Source organism: Allosphingosinicella sp. (assembly GCF_036570505.1).
In the GTDB taxonomy this organism is placed as follows: domain Bacteria; phylum Pseudomonadota; class Alphaproteobacteria; order Sphingomonadales; family Sphingomonadaceae; genus Allosphingosinicella.
Genome location: NZ_DATCYB010000049.1, coordinates 38,480 through 57,637, shown reverse-complemented (window position 1 = coordinate 57,637; position 19,158 = coordinate 38,480). Strand labels below are relative to the sequence as shown.

25 protein-coding genes are annotated in these 19,158 nt (G+C 65.5%); 12 read left to right on the top strand and 13 right to left on the bottom strand.

Annotated features, from left to right (window positions below; genetic code table 11):
• Nucleotides 1-8 precede the first annotated feature (8 nt).
• Nucleotides 9-416, bottom strand: a complete 408-nt coding sequence (locus VIR62_RS04860) for a hypothetical protein (RefSeq protein WP_431869161.1) — start codon at nucleotides 414-416, stop codon at nucleotides 9-11.
• Between the two features lie 98 nt (nucleotides 417-514).
• Between VIR62_RS04860 and VIR62_RS04855 the strand changes: the two genes are divergently transcribed.
• The 9 genes from VIR62_RS04855 to VIR62_RS04815 all read left to right on the top strand — a co-directional run bounded on the left by VIR62_RS04855 (nucleotide 515) and on the right by VIR62_RS04815 (nucleotide 9,562).
• Nucleotides 515-1,789: an ATP-binding protein gene (locus VIR62_RS04855; RefSeq protein WP_431869159.1), complete on the top strand. Its 1,275-nt coding sequence runs from the start codon at nucleotides 515-517 to the stop codon at nucleotides 1,787-1,789.
• 9 nt (nucleotides 1,790-1,798) lie between these two features.
• Entirely contained in the window at nucleotides 1,799-2,863 is a 1,065-nt protein-coding gene (locus VIR62_RS04850; RefSeq protein ID WP_431869158.1) for a substrate-binding domain-containing protein, read from the top strand.
• Nucleotides 2,864-2,923: 60 nt separating this feature from the next.
• A complete protein-coding gene (gene pstC, locus VIR62_RS04845; RefSeq protein ID WP_431869156.1) occupies nucleotides 2,924-4,309 on the top strand; it encodes a phosphate ABC transporter permease subunit PstC in 1,386 nt (461 codons plus the stop codon).
• Nucleotides 4,302-5,558: a phosphate ABC transporter permease PstA gene (gene pstA, locus VIR62_RS04840; protein ID WP_431869155.1), complete on the top strand. Its 1,257-nt coding sequence runs from the start codon at nucleotides 4,302-4,304 to the stop codon at nucleotides 5,556-5,558. The genes pstC and pstA overlap by 8 nt, the downstream gene beginning before the upstream one ends.
• Before the next feature lie 5 nt (nucleotides 5,559-5,563).
• Complete coding sequence (gene pstB, locus VIR62_RS04835; protein WP_431869198.1) at nucleotides 5,564-6,370, top strand: phosphate ABC transporter ATP-binding protein PstB; 807 nt, start codon at nucleotides 5,564-5,566, stop codon at nucleotides 6,368-6,370.
• 13 nt (nucleotides 6,371-6,383) lie between these two features.
• Nucleotides 6,384-7,091, top strand: coding sequence for a phosphate signaling complex protein PhoU (phoU, locus tag VIR62_RS04830; protein WP_431869154.1), 708 nt, complete (start codon nucleotides 6,384-6,386; stop codon nucleotides 7,089-7,091).
• Nucleotides 7,084-7,782: a phosphate regulon transcriptional regulator PhoB gene (phoB, locus tag VIR62_RS04825; RefSeq protein WP_431869152.1), complete on the top strand. Its 699-nt coding sequence runs from the start codon at nucleotides 7,084-7,086 to the stop codon at nucleotides 7,780-7,782. Before phoU ends, phoB begins: the two co-directional genes overlap by 8 nt.
• Before the next feature lie 104 nt (nucleotides 7,783-7,886).
• A complete protein-coding gene (locus VIR62_RS04820; protein WP_431869150.1) occupies nucleotides 7,887-8,372 on the top strand; it encodes a hypothetical protein in 486 nt (161 codons plus the stop codon).
• Between the two features lie 110 nt (nucleotides 8,373-8,482).
• Nucleotides 8,483-9,562, top strand: a complete 1,080-nt coding sequence (locus VIR62_RS04815) for a hypothetical protein (RefSeq protein ID WP_431869149.1) — start codon at nucleotides 8,483-8,485, stop codon at nucleotides 9,560-9,562.
• 4 nt (nucleotides 9,563-9,566) lie between these two features.
• Here the strand turns inward: VIR62_RS04815 and VIR62_RS04810 are convergent, their stop codons facing one another.
• From VIR62_RS04810 to VIR62_RS04795, 4 genes are all read right to left on the bottom strand, one after another.
• Complete coding sequence (locus VIR62_RS04810; RefSeq protein ID WP_431869147.1) at nucleotides 9,567-9,911, bottom strand: DUF2794 domain-containing protein; 345 nt, start codon at nucleotides 9,909-9,911, stop codon at nucleotides 9,567-9,569.
• Nucleotides 9,911-10,639, bottom strand: a complete 729-nt coding sequence (gene epsC, locus VIR62_RS04805; protein ID WP_431869146.1) for a serine O-acetyltransferase EpsC — start codon at nucleotides 10,637-10,639, stop codon at nucleotides 9,911-9,913. The genes VIR62_RS04810 and epsC overlap by 1 nt, the downstream gene beginning before the upstream one ends.
• Before the next feature lie 68 nt (nucleotides 10,640-10,707).
• Nucleotides 10,708-11,226, bottom strand: coding sequence for a carboxymuconolactone decarboxylase family protein (locus VIR62_RS04800; RefSeq protein ID WP_431869145.1), 519 nt, complete (start codon nucleotides 11,224-11,226; stop codon nucleotides 10,708-10,710).
• Between the two features lie 123 nt (nucleotides 11,227-11,349).
• Nucleotides 11,350-11,892 carry a peroxiredoxin gene (locus VIR62_RS04795; RefSeq protein ID WP_431869143.1) on the bottom strand — a complete coding sequence of 181 codons (543 nt, stop codon included), beginning with the start codon at nucleotides 11,890-11,892 and terminating at the stop codon, nucleotides 11,350-11,352.
• Between the two features lie 110 nt (nucleotides 11,893-12,002).
• Here VIR62_RS04795 and VIR62_RS04790 point away from each other — a divergent pair, with 110 nt between their 5' ends.
• Complete coding sequence (locus VIR62_RS04790) at nucleotides 12,003-12,902, top strand: LysR substrate-binding domain-containing protein (protein WP_431869141.1); 900 nt, start codon at nucleotides 12,003-12,005, stop codon at nucleotides 12,900-12,902.
• Between the two features lie 242 nt (nucleotides 12,903-13,144).
• The gene (locus tag VIR62_RS04785) at nucleotides 13,145-13,732 is read left to right on the top strand and encodes a fasciclin domain-containing protein (protein WP_431869139.1); all 588 of its coding nucleotides are present in this window, start codon (nucleotides 13,145-13,147) and stop codon (nucleotides 13,730-13,732) included.
• On the opposite strand, the gene VIR62_RS04780 is transcribed toward VIR62_RS04785, so the two are convergent.
• Genes VIR62_RS04780 through pgsA form a run of 3 tightly spaced genes read right to left on the bottom strand, consistent with a single transcriptional unit; the run spans nucleotide 13,729 to nucleotide 14,974 of the window.
• Entirely contained in the window at nucleotides 13,729-14,160 is a 432-nt protein-coding gene (locus tag VIR62_RS04780; RefSeq protein ID WP_431869137.1) for a molybdenum cofactor biosynthesis protein MoaE, read from the bottom strand. The two genes, VIR62_RS04785 and VIR62_RS04780, sit on opposite strands and share 4 nt — an antisense overlap.
• The gene (locus VIR62_RS04775) at nucleotides 14,157-14,417 is read right to left on the bottom strand and encodes a MoaD/ThiS family protein (RefSeq protein ID WP_431869135.1); all 261 of its coding nucleotides are present in this window, start codon (nucleotides 14,415-14,417) and stop codon (nucleotides 14,157-14,159) included. The genes VIR62_RS04780 and VIR62_RS04775 overlap by 4 nt, the downstream gene beginning before the upstream one ends.
• Before the next feature lie 5 nt (nucleotides 14,418-14,422).
• Complete coding sequence (gene pgsA / locus VIR62_RS04770; protein ID WP_431869133.1) at nucleotides 14,423-14,974, bottom strand: CDP-diacylglycerol--glycerol-3-phosphate 3-phosphatidyltransferase; 552 nt, start codon at nucleotides 14,972-14,974, stop codon at nucleotides 14,423-14,425.
• 146 nt (nucleotides 14,975-15,120) lie between these two features.
• On the opposite strand from pgsA, the gene VIR62_RS04765 reads away from it, so the two are divergent.
• Complete coding sequence (locus VIR62_RS04765; RefSeq protein ID WP_431869131.1) at nucleotides 15,121-16,392, top strand: MFS transporter; 1,272 nt, start codon at nucleotides 15,121-15,123, stop codon at nucleotides 16,390-16,392.
• Between the two features lie 4 nt (nucleotides 16,393-16,396).
• Here VIR62_RS04765 and VIR62_RS04760 read toward each other — a convergent pair whose 3' ends face one another.
• From VIR62_RS04760 to VIR62_RS04740, 5 genes are all read right to left on the bottom strand, one after another.
• On the bottom strand, nucleotides 16,397-16,570 hold the full coding sequence (locus VIR62_RS04760; RefSeq protein ID WP_431869129.1) for a hypothetical protein: 174 nt from the start codon (nucleotides 16,568-16,570) through the stop codon (nucleotides 16,397-16,399).
• Between the two features lie 188 nt (nucleotides 16,571-16,758).
• Nucleotides 16,759-17,832: an ACR3 family arsenite efflux transporter gene (gene arsB, locus VIR62_RS04755; RefSeq protein WP_431869127.1), complete on the bottom strand. Its 1,074-nt coding sequence runs from the start codon at nucleotides 17,830-17,832 to the stop codon at nucleotides 16,759-16,761.
• Nucleotides 17,825-18,232, bottom strand: a complete 408-nt coding sequence (gene arsC, locus VIR62_RS04750) for an arsenate reductase (glutaredoxin) (protein WP_431869125.1) — start codon at nucleotides 18,230-18,232, stop codon at nucleotides 17,825-17,827. The genes arsB and arsC overlap by 8 nt, the downstream gene beginning before the upstream one ends.
• Nucleotides 18,229-18,699 (bottom strand): ArsI/CadI family heavy metal resistance metalloenzyme, encoded by a 471-nt coding sequence (locus tag VIR62_RS04745; protein WP_431869123.1) that lies wholly within the window; start codon nucleotides 18,697-18,699, stop codon nucleotides 18,229-18,231. Before VIR62_RS04745 ends, arsC begins: the two co-directional genes overlap by 4 nt.
• Entirely contained in the window at nucleotides 18,696-19,049 is a 354-nt protein-coding gene (locus VIR62_RS04740) for an ArsR/SmtB family transcription factor (protein WP_431869122.1), read from the bottom strand. Before VIR62_RS04740 ends, VIR62_RS04745 begins: the two co-directional genes overlap by 4 nt.
• Nucleotides 19,050-19,158: the final 109 nt, after the last annotated feature.

The following is a 19,158-nucleotide window of genomic DNA, read 5'->3' as shown; positions in this document are numbered from 1 at the left end:
CTCGTGGTTCAGCGCGGCATCTGCAGCGAGGCGTAGCAGGTGAAGCCGCTCATCCCCGCCTGCAGACGGCGTATGTAATTGGCATAGGCCTGAGCGCTTTCGCTATCGATCCCGGCGGGCGACGGTCCGCCGCGAAGCATCACCTTCACTTCTTCGCCGGTAAGGTTGCGCGGTGCGGGCGGGAAGGAGCCCGCCGTCCCCGGCGCGACCAGGCTGCCGTCGGCGGCGATATAATTGCCGGCCGCTTCGGGCGCCGGCACCGGAATCTCGCAGGTGAGGACGGATCCGGCGGTCTGGGCCAGCGCGGGACGTATGGTGACGACCGTCGACGCGGCCGCCGCGCCGAGCGCCAATACGACGCGGCGGTTCGGCTGGGCGGCGCTCTCCGCCGGCTTCTTGCCTTCAGCTTCGCTCATGACGCCATCTCAAATACAGCTTGCTTCTTTCATAAGCGTAAAGCGGCACGCGTGCGACCAGTAGCGTCGCCGGAACGATCCCGTTAAGGGACAGCCCCATGGCTGTGAAAGGGCTCTTGCGGGGCGCGGCCGCTGCGATTGCGGCGGGGCTGGGGCTTCTCCTAGCGACATCGTCGGGCGCGCCCTTTCTGGCGGGTCTCCTTGCCATGCTCGCGGGCGTCATCGCGTTGGGGCTCCTGGTCGCACCCGGCAGATCCGCGTCTGCGGAAGAACAGCCGGCGGAGATCGCGGCGGAATCCATTCTCCCGCGAACGGGTGATTTGGCTAACGCGGTCGAGGATCCGGTGATGATCGTGCGCGACCGACGGGTCCTTTTCGCCAACAAGGCGGCCAAGACGGTGCTGGGAGATCATATCGAGGGTGTCGACGTCCGGCTCGCCATCCGTCACCCGGCGGCAGCGGAGCGGCTGATCGGAGAGGGTGGGGAAGACGCCTCCCGGACCGAGCTAGTCGGCCTGGGCGACCGCGACCGGCGCTGGGAGATGACCCTCTCTCCCCTGCCCGACGGCAGCCGCCTGGTGCGCCTCAAGGATCGCAGCGAGGCGCATGCATCCGAGCAGATGCGCGTCGATTTCGTCGCCAACGCCAGCCACGAGCTAAGAACCCCGCTGGCGACGCTGATCGGATTTTCCGAAACTCTACAGGACGATGACCCCGCGAGCGATCCGGCGACGCGCAAGCGATTCCTCAAGATCATGGAGGATGAGGCACGACGCATGCAGCAGCTCGTCGACGATCTCATCTCCCTCTCCCGGATCGAAGCGGAGCGGTTCAGCGTCCCGCGCGAGCCGGTGCCCCTTCTCCCCCTCGTCGAGCAGGTGAAAATGGGCTGCGAGCAATTGATCGAGCGCAAGAAGAGCCGAATCATTGTCGAACAGGACAATGGCGAACCCATCGTCGCCGGCGACCGCACGCAGCTCCTGCAACTGATCCAGAACCTCGTCGTCAACGCCCTCAAATATGGTCGCGACAGCGAGGATGTGACAGTGCGGTTCGAAGGCGCGGGTCCGGACATGATCCGCATGAGCGTGATCGACCGGGGCGAAGGCATCGCGCCCGAGCATCTGCCGCGCCTCACCGAGCGATTCTATCGTGTCGACCCCGGCCGCAGCCGGTCGATGGGAGGGACGGGGCTCGGGCTCGCCATCGTCAAGCATATCGTCGGCCGTCATCGCGGACGCCTGGAGATCGAGAGCAGGCAGGGTGAGGGCAGCCGCTTCACCGTCTATCTGCCGGCACTGTCATCAAAGAGTCATGCAACCGTCACAGAAGTCACGCGTAGCAGCCCTAAGGACGTGCCCGAGGCCGACTAACGGCTCTCCATGGAGGCAAAATTGAAGAAAGCGATTTTCATGATTGCGGCGGCGGCGCTGGCGCTTGCCGGCTGCCAGGGCCAGGACGGCGCCGGGGGCGGTGCGGGCGACGCGCGGTCCCAGATTCGCATCGTCGGCTCGTCCACCGTCTATCCTTTTACGACCGCGGTCGCCGAGCGCTTCGCCCAGGCCAATCCGCGCTTCGACGCGCCGATCGTCGAATCGACGGGCACGGGCGCGGGTGTGGAGCTGTTCTGCGCCGGCGTCGGCGTGCAGCATCCTGATGTCACCAACGCCTCGCGCCGTATCAAGGCGTCGGAGTTGGCCGAGTGCAACGCGAACGGCGTCAATCAGGTGATCGAGGTCCCCGTCGGCATCGACGGCCTCGTCTTCATCCAGGCGAACGGCGCCCAGCCGATCCCACTGACGCTCGAGGACGTCTACTCGGCGCTGGCAGCCACGCCCTATGGCGAGCCGAACACGGCCAAGACGTGGCAGGATGTGAACCCTGAGCTCCCCGCCGTGGCGATCAAGGTCTACGGCCCGCCGCCGACGTCGGGCACTCGCGACGCGCTAGCCGAGATGATCCTGGAGAAGGGCTGCACCACCAACGCCGATATGAAGGCGCTCAAAGACAGCGACGAGGACCGCTACAAGCAGGTCTGCACCAAGATCCGCGAGGACGGCGCCTATGTCGAGGCGGGCGAGAACGACAATCTCCTCGTCCAGAAGGTCGCCGCCAATCCGGGTTCGGTCGGCGTGATGGGCTACAGCTTCCTCGACGAGAATACCGACAAGGTGCGCGGCCTGACCCTGAACGGCGTCACCCCGACTTACGAGACGATCTCCGGCTTCGACTATCCGGGTGCGCGGCCGCTCTACATCTATGCGAAGGGCGAGCATGTCGCCGCCGTTCCGGGCCTTCGCGAGTTCCTCGCGGAATATGCGTCGGCCTGGGGCGACAAGGGCTATCTCGCCGAGCGCGGCCTCGTCGCCTCGCCTGCGGACGTGCAAGCGAGCGCCAAGGCGGCCATCACCTCGCTGACGCCGGTTTCGGCCAGCGAGCTGAAGTAACTTGTAAGGCGCCGGGCCCGGGAACGGGTCCGGCGTTCCACTGTTCGAGGAATTACCGGCTTGTCGCTGCTCGCGATCGTCCTGCTGATCCTGGGTTTGGGCCTCGTGGCCTGGCTCACCGCGCGCGCCCGGGCGATGGCGTTCGCCGGACCGGGCAAGCCGCGCCTGCACTCTCTCCCTTCCTATCACGGCTGGTATGTGGCGCTATGGGCGCTGATCCCGGCCCTGCTGTTTCTCGTGGTGTGGAGCTCGATTTCCGGCGGACTCGTGACCCAGGCGGTGCTCGACAGCCCCGCCGCCGCGACCCTTCCGACCGAGCCGATGCAGCGCGGCGCGGTCCTCAGCGAAGCTCGGGGCTTGGCCAGCGGAGCCATCCAGACGGCGTTCAATCCCGAGGCCCGCACGCTCGCGCCCGCTTATGAGGAGGCCATCGGCCATTACGGCCTGATCGGCGGCGCCGCGGCCCTGCTGCTCGCCTTCGCCGGCGGCGCCTTCGGCTATACCCGCCTCTCGCCGCATTTCCGCGCCCGCACTCGGGTCGAGCGGCTGGTGATGGGGCTCCTCTTCCTCGCATCCCTGATCGCGATCCTGACCACGCTCGGCATCGTCCTCTCGCTCCTGTTCGAGTCGCTGCGCTTCTTCAGTCTCGTCTCGCCCATCGAGTTCCTGTTCGGCACCAACTGGAGCCCACAGACCGCGATCCGGCCGGACCAGGCGGGTTCGTCCGGCGCGTTCGGGGCGATCCCGCTGTTCTGGGGCACCATCTTCATCGGCGCGATCATCGCCATGATCGTCGCCATCCCGCTGGGCCTGATGAGCGCCATTTATCTCACGCAATATGCGAACCCCACGGTGCGCAGCTGGATGAAGCCGACCCTGGAGATGCTCGCGGGTGTTCCCACGGTCGTCTACGGCTATTTCGCCGCGCTGACGGTGGCGCCCGCCATCCGCGAGTTCGCGGTTTCCGTCGGCATCCCCGGCGCCTCCTCGGAATCGGCGCTGGCGGCGGGCCTCGTCATGGGCATCATGATCATCCCCTTCGTCTCCTCGATGGCCGACGACTCCATCAATGCCGTGCCGCAGGCGATGCGCGACGGTTCCCTCGCGATGGGCGCGACCAAGTCGGAGACGATCAAGAAAGTGCTGGTCCCCGCCGCCCTCCCCGGCGTCGTCGGCGGCATCCTCCTCGCCGTCAGCCGCGCGATCGGCGAGACGATGATCGTGGTGATGGCCGCGGGCCTCGCCGCCAACCTGACCGCCAACCCCTTCGCCAGCGTCACCACGGTCACCACCCAGATCGTCCAGCTGCTGACCGGCGATCAGGAATTCAACAGCGCCAAGACGCTCGCCGCCTTCGCGCTCGGCCTCGTCCTCTTCATCGTCACCCTCCTCCTCAACATCGTCGCGCTTCGCGTGGTGAAGAAATATCGCGAAGCCTATGAGTGATATCGCCCGCATCCCGACCGACTGGAAGACCGACGCGATGCAGCGACGCATCCGCCGGCGCTACGCGGCCGAGCGACGCTTTCGCCTGATCGGCCTCGGCGCCGTCCTGCTGTCCGCCGCCTTCCTCGCCTTCCTGCTGATCACCATGATGGCGAACGGCCTCAGGGGCTTCACCCAGACGGAGGTACGGCTCGACATCGACTTCGCGGCGAGTGATCTGTTCCTCGATCCTGCGACGCTCCAAGGCCCGAATGTCGATCGGGCTCTCGCCTCCGTCAATATCGACGGGGTCGTGAGAAACGCCGCCGAAACCCAATATGAAGGCGTCTCGCGGCTCCTCTCCGATGCCGCCTGGCTGCGCGTGCGCGAGGCCATCAAGGACGATCCCTCCATCCTCACGCGCACGGAGACCTTCTGGCTCCCGGCCTCCGACCACATCGACGTCGCCGCCAAGGGCGAGGGCGCGCCCGAGGCGGAGGCGGCCTATGACCGCCTGCAAGCCGCCGAAGCGGTGAAGACCGGCTTCAACGGCCGCTTCCTCAGCGCCGCCGACGCCACCGACCCTACCGTCGTCGGCATCTGGGGCGCGCTCAAGGGCTCGCTCCTCACGATGGCGGTGACGATCGCTCTCGCCTTTCCGATCGGCGTCCTCTCGGCCGTCTATCTGGAGGAATATGCGGCGCGGAACCGCTGGACCGACATGATCGAGGTGTCGATCAACAACCTCGCCGCCGTGCCCTCGATCATCTTCGGCCTGCTCGGTCTCGCCGTCTTCCTCAATTTCATGCACCTGCCCCGCTCGGCACCCCTGGTCGGCGGCATGGTGCTGGCGCTGATGACCATGCCCGTCATCGTCATCGCCGGCCGCAACGCGATCAAATCCGTCCCGCCCTCGATCCGCGACGCCGCCCTCGGCATCGGCGCCAGCCGCATCCAGGTCGTATTTCATCACGTCCTGCCGCTGGCGCTGCCGGGCATCCTCACCGGGACGATCATCGGCATGGCCCGCGCGCTGGGCGAGACGGCGCCGCTGCTCATGATCGGCATGCGCGCCTTCATCGCCACGCCGCCGGGCGGGATCACCGATCCGGCAACGGTGCTGCCGGTGCAGATCTATCTCTGGTCCGACGAGGTCAGCCGGGGCTTCGTGGAAAAGACGTCGGCCGCGATCATCGTCCTCCTGATCTTCCTCCTCGCGATGAACGGCCTCGCCATCTATCTTAGAAACAAGTTCGAGCGACGCTGGTGAAAAACATGATCGACGCGATGACCCACGAAACGAGAGCGCCGGAGACCACCCCCTCCGCGCCCAAGATGACGGCGCGCGGCGTCAGCGTCTTCTATGGTGACAAGAAGGCGATCGACGACGTCTCGATCGACATCAGCCAGGAAAATGTCACCGCCTTCATCGGCCCCTCCGGCTGCGGTAAATCGACCTTCCTGCGGACCTTGAACCGCATGAACGACACGATCGCCAGCGCCCGCGTCGAAGGCAGTATCGAGCTCGACGGCGAGGACATCTATGCCTCTTCGATGGACGTGGTGCAGCTTCGCGCCCGCGTCGGCATGGTGTTCCAGAAACCCAACCCCTTCCCCAAGTCGATCTACGAGAATGTGGCCTACGGTCCCCGCATCCACGGCCTCGCCGCGGGCAAGACGGAGATGGACCGGGTCGTCGAAAAATCACTCCGTCGAGCCGGCCTCTGGGATGAAGTGAAGGACCGTCTCCAGGACAGCGGCACCGCCCTTTCCGGCGGCCAGCAGCAGCGGCTTTGCATCGCCCGCGCCATCGCGGTCGATCCCGAAGTGATCCTGATGGACGAGCCCTGCTCGGCGCTCGATCCGATCGCCACCGCCAAGATCGAGGAGCTGATCCACGAGCTTCGCGGCCGCTACGCCATCGTCATCGTCACCCACAACATGCAGCAGGCCGCGCGTGTCTCGCAGCGCACCGCTTTCTTCCACCTCGGCAACCTCGTCGAATATGGCGACACTTCGGAAATCTTCACCAACCCGCGCGAGACGCGCACCAAGGACTACATCACCGGCCGTTACGGCTGAGAAGGGACCACCCATGGGCACCAGCGCACATACCGTCAAAGCCTTCGACCAGGATCTCGACCAGCTTCGCGCCTCAATCGCGCAGATGGGCGGTCTCGCCGAAGCCGCCATATCGGAGAGCATGCGCGCGCTGATGCAGCGCGATACCGAAGCCGCGAACCGCGTCATCGAGGGCGACAAGAAGATCGATGCGCTCGAAGCCGAGGTCGAACGCAACGCCGTACAGCTCATCGCCCTTCGCGCGCCCATGGCCGACGACCTTCGCGAGGTGGTCGCAGCGCTGAAGATAGCCGGCGTTGTCGAACGGATCGGCGATTACGCCAAGAATATCGCCAAGCGCGTCCATGTCATCGAGCACACGACCAATTTGGAGCCGCTGTCCCTGCTCCCGGAAATGGCACGGATCGTCGGCGAGATGGTGAACAACGTGCTCGATGCCTTTGCGGCGCGCGATGCCGACAAGGCGGTGCTGGTCTGCGAACGAGACCGCTCGGTCGACGACTTCTATAACAGCATCTTCCGCACGCTCCTGACCTTCATGATGGAGAATTCGCACAACATCACCGCCGCCACCCACCTCCTCTTTATCGCCAAGAATCTGGAGCGGATGGGCGACCACGCGACCAACGTCGCCGAGATGGTCTATTTCGCCGCCACCGGCGAGCATATGCCGGAGCGGACCAAGGGCGACAGCCCGACCGACGTACATACCGATGGCTAAGGGCCGCATCCTGCTCGTCGAGGACGACAACGCCCTCGCCGAGCTCCTCGTCTACAATCTGAAGCGCGAGGATTTCGAAGTCGCGCATACCGCCGACGGCGAGGATGCGATGCTCCTCGCCCGGGAAAATCCGCCGGATCTCGTCCTCCTCGATTGGATGATCGAAGGCGTGTCGGGGATCGAGGTCTGTCGCCGCCTGCGTCGTCACCCCGAGACCGCCAATGTGCCGATTATCATGCTCACGGCCCGCGGCGAGGAGGCGGACCGCATTCGCGGGCTCGAAACCGGCGCCGACGACTATATCACCAAGCCCTTCAGCCCCCGTGAGCTCGTCGCCCGCGTCGGCGCCGTGCTGCGCCGCGTGCGGCCGGCGCTGGCGGGCGAGCAGCTGGCTTATGCCGACATCGAAATGGACATCGGCGCCCACAAGGTGCGGCGCGGTGGCGCGACGATCGCTCTCGGCCCGACCGAATTCCGCCTGCTGCGCCACTTCCTGGAGCACCCCGGCCGCGTCTTCTCCCGCGAGCGGCTGCTCGATTCCGTGTGGGGCCACGACAGCGACATCGAGCCGCGCACCGTCGACGTCCACATCCGTCGCCTCAGGAAGGCGATCAACGACGGCGGCAAGGCCGATATCATACGAACGGTGCGTTCGGCCGGTTATGCGCTGGACAGCGAAGGCCATGCCTGAGCCGGCAAATAGGGTGGGATATAATTCGCGGCAACGTCGTTTAGGGTCCGTAATGGGGCGGAACCCGGCGCTTGAGCGGGGCAGCCGGGCGAGAGGAGAGTGTGATGAAGATGATCTTGTTTGCAGCGGCCCTGACGGTCAGCAGCGTTGCGCTGGCCCAGGACACCACGGACGACCAAACCACTACCGACGAGACGATGGGGACGGAGCAGCCGATGGAGACGGATCCGACGGTGCCACCCCCGGCCGAAACGATGCCACCGCCGGCGGACACGACCGCACCGCCGCCGGCCGAAACGATGCCACCCGCAACGACAATGGCGCCGCCGACGGGAACGCCGACCACCGTCGCACCGGGCAACGAAAATCCTGAAGTGGACGCGCGTGGCATTGCCGTCGTTTCGGACGCCGCCACCGCGCCTGCCGGCGCGAACCAGCCGATCAGTGCTCCTGCGGGCGCCACAGTGGTGCCAAGCGCCAACCAGAGCGCGGTCTTCGCCACCGAGCCGGCCCAGCAGGAATATCCGCCCTGCACCAAGGAGGTTACCGACAATTGCGTCCAGACCTACGAAGTCGGCGTCCCCGACTAAGGCCCATGATGGGGCGCCCTCGCGGCGCCCCATTTGCCTGTCCGGCACCTGTGTATTGCTAATATAATACAGCTGCGCTATCATCGGCTCTCCATAGGAGGGAGCCGACCATGTATAGCGAAAGCGATCTCGATGCTGCGGTTGCGGCTGGTGCCCTTTCGCCGCAGGCGGCGGACGCGCTCAGGAACCATGTCTCCGCGCGCCGCACTACACCGGCGGTCGACGAGGAGCATTTCCGGCTCCTGACCGGATTCAACGACATTTTCGTCGCCATCGCGGCGGTGATCCTCCTCACCGCGGTAAGCTGGATCGGCGACTCGATGCGCATGGGCGGCGACTGGACAGGGCCTTCGCCGTTCTCCGGCCTGTTCGTCGCGGGCGCCGCCTGGGGCCTGGCCGAATTCTTCACGCTGAAGCGGCGCATGGCCCTGCCCAGCATCGTGCTGCTGCTCGCCTTCGTCGGCGGCGTATTCGTGGCGGTCGCGTCTCTCGTCGGGTTGACGATCGGCGAATCCGCGTTCCAGGACAATGAACGTCTGGCGGCGCTGGTCGTGGCCGGCGCGGCGGCGGTCGCGGCGGGCTCGGCCTGGCTGCACTGGCGGCGTTTCCGTGTGCCCATCACCGTCGCCGCTGGCGCGACCGCGGTCGTCGGCGTCGCGCTCGGCACCATCGCCTTTGGGGTCGGCGACTCCGAAAGCCTCAATGACATCCTCCTCGGCTTCGCACTTCTGCTCGGCGTCGGCGTGTTTCTTTTCGCGATGTGGTGGGATTCGTCCGACCCGAAGCGGGAAACGCGCCGCTCGGACGTCGCCTTCTGGCTGCACCTGCTGGCGGCGCCGCTGATCGTCCATCCAGTGTTTTCGCTGCTCGGTCTCACCGACGGCTCGGCATCCGTTATGGAGGCGGTCGTCGTGCTGCTTGTCTATGTCGGGCTCGGCCTCACCGCCCTTGCCATCGACCGGCGCGCACTGCTCGTCTCGGCACTGGCCTATGTGCTTTGGGCGCTTTCGGACGTGCTGGAACGGTTCGGCGCGGTGGAATTGAGCTTCGCCCTCACCGCCTTCGTCATCGGTTCAGCCCTACTGCTCCTCTCCGCCTTCTGGCACACCGCACGACGGGCCGTGGTGACGCCGTTGCCTGCGGGGCTGCGGTCCAAGCTGCCAGTGCTGGATCGAGCGGTCGCGGCCTAAAAAGCTACTCCGCCACCAGCTTCAACAGCCGGCGTTCGATCGGCGCGAGAACGGGGCCAAGCTCATGGCCCCGTTTGAGCACCATCCCATGCTCCCCGATCAGGGCCCACTGCCCCTGCCGCGAACGTAAAGCGGGCCGCTTCTCGATCTTGTATTCGGGTCTCTCGGCGGTGCGCCGGAACGCCCAGAAAGCGGCGTAATCGGGGCCGAAGTCGATCGCGTAGTCTTTCCACAGCCCGGCGGCGACCATGCGGCCGTAGAGATCGACGATGCGGCTGAGTTCAATTCGTTCAAAACCGATCTGGGAGGCCTCACCCTCCCGGCGCGGGAAAGGGTGGACGGTGCCCATCAGGCCCGATCACGCTCCCGGTCACCGCGTGCGCGCGACCCCCGCGTCCGGCTCGGCGCCTTGGCGCCGTCCCGCTCTTCGATCAATTCGGCCACTCGCTTGTTCAACCGTTCGACCTCGCACCTCAGAATGTCCAACTTTTGCGCCCCAGGGTCAAACATTTCGTTACAGGGCGTGCCGTACGGAACGAAATCCTTCGCGTAATCGGCCGCGTCGACCAGCACCGGCTTGGCCGGAATGCCGACCATCGTCGCGCCTTCGGGCACATCCCGGGTGACCACCGCGTTGGCGCCGATCCGGGCGCGGGGACCAACCGTTATCGGCCCCAGCACTTGCGCCCCGGAGCCGATAATGACGCCGTCGCCGATCGTGGGATGGCGCTTGCCCGCCACGCCGTCAGTGGGATTGGTGCCGCCCAGGGTGACGCTCTGGTAGATGGTCACCTCGTCGCCGATCTCGGAGCTTTCGCCGATCACGGTGAAGCCGTGGTCGATGAAGAAATGGCGGCCGATGGCCGCGCCGGGATGGATGTCGATGGCGGTCAGAAAGCGCGACAGGTGGTTGATGGCGCGGGCGAGGAAATAAAGCTCGCCCTTGAACAGCCAGTGCGCGATGCGGTGCAGCCCCAGCGCCAGCACACCCGGATAAAGCAGCACTTCCCAGCGCGAGCGCGGCGCCGGGTCGCGGGCCTTTATCGAATCGAGATAGCTGATCAGTCCGGAGAGCATTGGCACCACGCACAATTACGACGGGAAAGAGATAGGCCTCTCTTGCGCCGATTTCCAGCGCCGCCGGATCAGAGCGTCGCGTGGACCGTCGCCACCGCCTTCATCACTGCGCCGACGCGGGCGCCGGCCTGGATGATTTCGGCGCTGACGCCATGCTGCTTGAGCACCTTCTCGTGGCTGTCGATGCACATGCCGCAGCCATTCATGGCGCTCACCGCCAGGCTGAAAAGCTCGAAATCCGCCTTGTCGATGCCCGGCGAGCCGACCACGTTCATCCTGAGCTTCGCCGGCATCGTTCCATATTCTGGGTTCGAGGCGAGGTGGACGAAGCGGTAATAGACGTTGTTCATCGCCATCACGGCGGCGGCGGCGCGAGCGGCGTTGGCGGCCTCGGCGCTGAGCTTGCCCTCGGCCTCCGCCTCGGCGGCTTCGACGACCGGCTTGTAACCGGTGCCGTGCGCGCAGGCGAGCAGAAGGCCGTATTTGCGCTGGTCGCCCAGAATCTGGTCGTTCAGCAGCGATGACATGTTGAGCCGAAGATCCTTCGCATAATCGGGAAGGGAGTCGGCGAATTCCTTGAGTGACATGGGTTGATCTCCTGGCATGAAAAAAGGGGCGCGGAAACCTTTGTTCCCGCGCCCCTCAAGAGTCCTGGCGGCCGCCGGGGGGCATAGGGCTCCCGCCAAAATACTACCTTGGCGGGAAAACCCTTAAGCGGCCGGCTTCAGGACCTCTTGGCCTTCCTGCCAGTTGCAGGGGCAGAGCTCGTCGGTCTGCAGCGCGTCGAGGACGCGCAAGGCCTCCTGCGGATTACGGCCGACATTGAGACCGTTGACCGTAACGTGCTGGATCACATTGTCCGGATCGACGATGAAGGTAGCGCGATAGGCGACGCCGTCTTCCGGATGAAGAATGCCGAGCCCGTCAGCCAGCTTCTTCGCATTGTCGGCGATCCAGGGGAAATCCGCGTTGGCGAGCCGCTGGTCCGACTTGCGCCAGGCGAAGTGGACATGGGCGGTATCGGTCGAAGCGCCGATCAGCACCGCGTCGCGGTCCGCGAAATCCTGGTTCAGCTCGCCATAACCGACGATCTCGGTCGGGCAGACGAAGGTGAAGTCCTTCGGCCAGTAGAAAAGGACCTTCCACTTCCCGTTCGTCTCGCCGAGATCGATCGTCTCGTCGGCCGGCAGTGCGGACGCGCCCTGCTGGACCGGAAGCGTAAGGTCGGGAAGCTTGTCACCAACGGTGAGCATTCATGTCTCCTGTTTTTGGGGGTTAAGCGTGACCTGTTCGGAGTGCGCTATATGGCGCTGGCATCCATCGATCAAATTGATTAGATCGTTTCTATTGATCGAGCGAGCCAATGACGACCTACCTGCCGACCCTTAAGCAATTGCAGTATCTGGTGGCCCTCAAGAACCATGGCCATTTCGGGCGCGCGGCCGATGCCTGCTTCGTGACGCAGTCGACCCTGTCGGCCGGCCTTCGCGAGCTGGAGTCGCTGATCGGCATCGTGCTCGTGGAGCGTACGCGGCGCGTGGTGCGCTTCACCCCGCTGGGCGATCGGATCGCGGAGAAGGCGCGGCGTATCCTGCGCGAGGCCGAGGAGCTTTCGGACATGGCACGGGCGGCCGGCAAGCCCTTGTCGGGCGAACTGAGGATGGGCGTCATCCCCACCATCGCCCCTTTCCTGCTCCCCACCCTGCTGCCGAAGCTGCGCCGGGAATGGCCGGACCTCAAGCTGTTCCTCCGCGAGGAAACCAGCCAGGCGGCCTGCGATTCGCTCCATCGCGGGCAGCTCGACTGCGTGCTTCTCGCTCTCCCTTATAATTGCGGCGAGGTGGAGTCGTTCGAGCTGTTCGAGGACCGGCTGTTCGTCGCCTTTCCGCCCGGGATGCCGGAAGGCGTCCCACTCCATGCCACCGCGGCGACGATCGACGAGGACAGGCTGCTGCTGCTCGAGGATGGCCATTGCCTCAAGGACCATGCGCTCGCCGCCTGCAACCGGCCGGAGTTGCGCGCCGAGGCGACGATGCTCGGTACTTCGCTGCACACGCTGGTGCAGATGGTCGACAACCGCCTCGGCATGACGATGATCCCGCAGATGGCGCTCGACGCCGGCATCCTCAACGGCACCGACGTGGTCGCCCGTCCGCTCGAGGCGGACCATCCCGCGAGGCGCATTGCCCTCATCTGGCGCAAGGGCTCCCCGCGCGAGAAGGAGTTCCGATTGCTGGGCGAAGCGTTGCGCAAAGCCGCCTAACCTGCATTCACTCACTTCCGTCATCCCAGCCACTCACTCCCGTCATCCCGGCGAAGGCCGGGACCCAAGAACTCGGAATGAGAGACAGGCTACGCACCGTTCGTGGAACCCGAGTTCCTGGGGGTCCGGCGTCCGCCGGGATGACTCGTCCGCTCACCGCCTAAGCCGTTCCAATCGGGCGGATTCGCTCCTATATCGCCCAGTCTCATAGTGCCGCCTGCCCCCGATGACGGAGATCGCCCATGCTGAAGCTCTTGCCCCGCGCGCTGGCGCTGTGCCTGATCGCCGCCGTCGCGGCCTGCGTCCCCGCGCAGAAGGAGCAGCCGAAGGCCCCCGCGGCACCGAGCTACCCGGTCGTCGGCGGGGCGACCATGTATCCGAATTATACGATCTTCCAGAATCTGCAGAATTCGAGCGATCACGAAACGCTCGTCGCCGCGATCACGGCGGCCGGGGCGGCCCCCAGGCTTTCGGGCGACCATGGCTACACTTTGTTCGCGCCCACCGACGCCGCCTTCCGGCTGCTGCCGCACGGTACCATCGAAGCACTGATGCATCCGCGCAGCCGACAGGAGCTGGCCGGCGTGGTCGGCGCCCATATCGTCCCCGGCGCCAAGTCGCGGTCCGAGATCATGGCCGACGTCCAGTCCGGCGGCGGCCACGCGAACTATCGCACCGTGCAGGGCGGCAACCTCAGGGTCACGATGGAAGCGGGACGGATCGTCGTCACCGATCCCAACGGACGGAGCAGCACGGTCGCCCATGCGGATGTCGCCAGCTCCAACGGCGTCTTCCACGTCACCGAAGCGGTGCTGCTTCCGTCCAGCTAGACGGGCTGCCGCGCGGCGGATGGAAGACGCTCCGTCCACCGGCTGGTCCCTCCCGCGAGCCGTTCCTTGCGCCAGAAGGGCGCCCGTTCCCTCACCGACCTGGCAAGGTAGGCGCAGGCTTCCGCGGCTGCCTGATGATCGGAAGAGGCGGCGCCGACGAAGAGGATCCGATCGCCCAGTCCGAAGCTGCCGTGGCGATGGATCAGGATGATCCCCGAAAGTGGCCAGCGCCCCTGCGCTTCATCGGCGATGCGGCCAAGCTCGACCCGGGCCATGGCGGCATAATGTTCGACAACGATGCTGGTGACGTCGCCGTCGGCCTCGGCAATGCCGAGAAGGCTCGCGACGGCGCCCCTGCCCAGCTCCCTGAGCCGCTCCAGCTGCCGTCCGGGATCGAAATCGGCGGACTGGACGCGGACATCGATCATGTCGCCCCCGGCGGCGGGAACAGCGCCACTTCCTGGGCCCCGAAGAAACTGTCGCCCGGCCCGGCATGTTCGCGCTCGACGGCGGCGCGGATGCGGCCATGGTCCGAAAGCAGGCTTCGATACGGCTCCCCGCGCTCGGACATCCAGTTCAGCAGATCCTCCACGGTGAGGACGTGGCTGGGCGGATCGATCCGCTCGCCGTCACGACCCAACGCTTCGCGCAGGCTTCCAAAGTAGACGAGGTCGACGATCGCCATGGGCGTCAGTCCATATGCTTCAGGCCGACGCGGAGATAATCCCAACCCGTGACAGCCGTGAGCGCGGCCGCCGCCCAGAGGCTGATGAGGCCGACCGTATGGACCCAGGGCCATTGCGGCACGGCCCCGGCGAGTATCAGCGCTCCCAGCGCCACGAGCTGGAACGTCGTCTTCCATTTGGCGAGCTGGCTTACCGGCACCGACACCTGAAGGCTCGCGAGGAACTCCCGAAGGCCCGAGACAGCGATCTCGCGGATGAGGATGACGAGCGCGGCGATGATATGGAGCCCCTGGACGCGGTCCACGAACACCAGCATCAGGATCACGGCGGCGATCATGATCTTGTCGGCGATCGGATCCAGGAAGACGCCGAGCCGCGACACCGTCCCCTTGGCGCGGGCGAGATAGCCGTCGAAATAGTCGGTGATGCCCATCAGGCAGTAGAGCGCGAAGGCGAGCGCATAGTCGAACCAGCCGCCCACCGGCCACAGCAGCGCCACCAGGATCGGCACCGCGAGGATGCGCGACAAGGTGAGGAGATTGGGCAGGGTGAGCATCTGGCGGCCTCTTAGAGCAGTTTTCGCCCTGCGGGAAACACCCGCATGGCGTGATAACGCGAAGTTCGGCGATTGGAGGCAGGCGAATTACCGGCTATGAGCGGCCGCGATGATCGCGCGCGACGCCCTGGCCTGATTTCGATCTCATGAAAGCTTCCCTCCGGCTGCTGGGCCGCCGCCGCTTCCTGCCCCTGTTCGCGACGCAGTTCCTGGGCGCGTTCAACGACAATCTGTTCAAGACGGCTATGGTGATCCTGGTCACTTATCATGTCTATTCCGATCCGACCAAGGAGGCGACCTTCAACGCTGTCGCCGGCGGCATCTTCATCCTCCCCTTCTTCCTGTTCTCGGCCCTGGCGGGTCAGCTTGCCGATTCGATGGATAAGGCGCGGATCATCCGATTCGTGAAGACGGCGGAAATCTTCATCATGCTGGCGGGCGCGGCGGGGCTGCTGCTGCACAACGTGCCGCTGATGCTCACCGCCCTGTTCGCGATGGGTGTCCACTCCAGCTTCTTCGGCCCCATCAAATATGCGATCCTGCCGCAGCATCTCCACAAGGACGAGGTGCTGGGCGGAACCGGGCTGGTCGAGGCCGGCACCTATGGCGCGATCCTGATCGGCACCATCGCGGGCGGCCTGATTCCCGCCCATGTAGCGGCCGCGGGCGTGCTGCTGGTCGCGGCCGTGGGCCGGCTGACGGGCGGGCAAGTCCCCCCTGCCCCGCCCGAGCTTGACGCGCCCATCCCGAAGATGGACTGGCACATCATCCGCGCCTCGATCGCGCTGGTGAGCGGGACGATGCACATTCCCCGGCTCTTCCTCGCCATCATCGCGATTAGCTTCTTCTGGGCGCAGGGCGCGATTCTCGCCGCGCAATTCCCGCCGCTGGTCAAGAACGTGCTGAGCGCCGACGAGCAGGTAGCGACCCTCTTCCTTGCCATCTTCTCGGTCGGCGTCGCCCTGGGCTCGGTCCTGATCAACCGCCTGCTGGCCGGCCGCGTGCTGGCCAAATATTCGCCCGCCGCGGCGATCGCGATGGGCCTGTTCATCGTCCACCTTTACTGGAACGTGCTCCACTGGCCGGACGTGGGGCCGGGACTGGTGAACCTCGCCACCTTCGTCCGCATCCCGCAGGCCGAATGGATCATGGTCGACCTGTTCGGCGTCGCGGTGGCGGGCGGCATGTTCGTGGTGCCGCTCTACGCCTTCTTGACGACTACCGTGCACAAGTCGGAAACCGCGCGGACCGTCGCGGCGAACAATATCGTCAATTCAGGCGGCATGGTGCTGGCGGCGGTGCTGCTGACGGTGCTGGTGCAGCTGGGCGTCTCGGTGGCGGAAACGCTCCTGCTGGTCTCCATCGCCAGCGTCGGCGCCGCCTGGATAGCCTGGAAGCTCCACCTCGCGTGCGACTAGAAGATCAGGCGAGCAAAGTCCCGAAGAAGACGAGCCCGCCGACCCAGCCGGTGGCGAAGAGCTTCAGATCGGCCAGAGGGTCGGTCGCCGTCTCTTTCGGCCCGGCAAGCGCCGCCCATCCCGGAGCGGGAGCGAAGGGTCCTGTGCGACGGGCGATAAGGGGCGCGAGGCGGTTCATTCCCGCCTAGTTAAGAGTTTCTTAACCTTGCATTCAAGCCCCGCGCACGCTGGAAAAACGACGCCGTCCCGACCTGGAACAACACCGTTCGATTTTCACGATGAACGGTGCGGCCTCCGTCACGAAGTCCACGGCGATCGAGTGAGGGTCAGGGCGCCTTCGCGTAGCCGATATCTGACCGTCTGCTGTCAGGTCGAGACCACGGAATCCGGACTTTCGTACCAGCCCCGTGATCGCTTCACGATTGCAACGACCGACAACATCACCGGCACCTCCACCAGCACGCCAACGACCGTCGCCAGGGCCGCGCCGGACTGTAGGCCAAACAGGCTGATCGCGGCTGCGACGGCCAGCTCGAAGAAGTTGCTGGCGCCAATCAGCGCAGCGGGCGCCGCGACGCACCATGCGACGCCGAAGCGGCGGCTCAGCCAATAGGCAAGACCCGCGTTGAAATAGACCTGGATAAGAATCGGCGCGGCCAGCAGTGCGATGACGAGCGGCTGGGCGAGGATGGCTTCGCCCTGAAAGCCGAAGAGCAGCACGAGCGTCGTGAGGAGTGCGACTAGCGACGCCGGCCCGAGGCGGCGCAGCAATGCGTCGAGCGCCGCCTGACCACCGCTGGCGAGGCGCTGTCGCCGGATGAGCTGAGCAACGATCACCGGCACCACGATGTAGAGCAGAACCGACAGCAGGAGCGTGTCCCAAGGCACGGTGATCGAGGCGACGCCGAGAAGGAGGCCGACCAGCGGCGCGAAGGCAAAGACCATGATGATGTCGTTCAACGCGACCTGGCTCAGCGTGTAGTGCGGTTCGCCCTCACAGAGGTTCGACCAGACGAACACCATGGCTGTGCAGGGCGCCGCCGCTAGGAGGATGAGCCCGGCGATATAGCTCTCGATCTGGTCGGGCGGGAGCAGAGGCCGGAACAGCCAGCCGATGAACACCGTGCCAAGCAGTGCCATCGAGAAGGGCTTCACCGCCCAATTGATGAACAGCGTGACGCCCACGCCGCGCATGTGCTGGCGGACCTGCCCCAAGGCGCCGAAGTCGATCTTCAGCAGCATGGGGATGATCATCAGCCAGACCAGAAGTGCCACGGGCAGGTTCACCCGGGCGACCTCGGCCTCCGCAATGGCGGCGAAGACGCCGGGCACCGCCGCGCCGAGTGCAATGCCAACGACGATACAAAGGGCCACCCACAGCGACAGATAGCGCTCGAAGGTCGTCATGGCAGGCTCCGCCGCCACTGCATCGTCAGCCATTGGCGGGCACCAGCTCGCCGTCTTCTTTGACGAAATCCGCTTCGAGCGGCCGATCGAGGATCGACAGCACCTCTTCGGACGGGCGGCAGAGTTTCACGCCCTTTGGTCCTACCACGATCGGACGGTTTATGAGGATCGGGTGCGCCATCATCGCGTCGACAAGCTCGTCATCGGTGAACGCCGGGTCATCCAGCCCGAGCTCGGCGTAGGGCGTGCCCTTCTGCCGCAGGAGATCGCGCGGCGCGATGCCCATGCGCTGGATGAGCGAGACCAGTTCCGGCCGGCTGGGCGGTGTCTCCAGATAATAGACCACCTCCGGCTCGGTGCCGGTGGCGCGGATCAGCGCCAGCGTATTGCGCGACGTCCCGCAGGCAGGATTGTGATAGATGGTGACGCTCATCCGCGGCAGGCCACCTTCGCGGCCGGCATCGCCGGAGCGCAGCAAACGTTCTCGGCCGCATTGTCGGAAAGCGCGGTCAGCGCAGGGCTGTCTCCATAAACGGTCGCTTCGCCGTTGGTGAAGAAGGCTTCCCACACGACACCGTCGGGATCGGCGATCCAGCTCTTCTCGGACTTCGCGTAGCAGCAGGTGGTCGCGCCTTCTTCGAGCACAGGGCGGTCGGCGGCCTTGAGGCGGCCATAAACTTCCGCGAGTTCCTCATCGTTTTCGGCCTGGATGCCGAGATGCTCAATGCCCTTTGCGGCGTGGTTGCCCGCCGAAATGGCGAAATTCACGCGCGGATCGTCGAGCATCCACTTGGCATAGTCGTCCTTTCGTACGGTGGGCTCGACATCGAACAGGGTGGAATAGAAGGTGACGGAGCGGTCGATGTCTTCGACGCCAACGTGCACGTGCAGACGCTTCATGCGGATTTCCTTTCTGCTTGGGCTGGATTGATCTCGTCGTCGCAGCCGGAAGCGGTGCCGCAGTCGGCGCCGGCGCAGCAATTTTCCATGAGGTAGCCGACGAGGTCGTTCATCGCGGCATAGTCGGCGCGGTAAATGATGGACCGGTGTCGGCGCTCCTGTTGCACCAGGCCGGCTTTGTGGAGCTGGGCGAGGTGGAAGGAGAGGGATGAGTTCGGAACGCCCAACGCTTCCGCAATCGCGCCGGCCGGCATCCCATCCTCCCCTGCTTGAACCAGCAGCCGGAAGAGCGCCAGGCGGTGCTCCTGCGCCAGCGCACCCAGGGCCGAAACTGCGGAGATGGAGTCCATTCGTGTCCTCACTTCGATTTATCTCGAAATGACTCGTGACATCCCCAGAGTCAAGTCATTTCTGCAATCGTCGAAATGATGGATGAGTGGCGACCACCGGTGAGTTGGC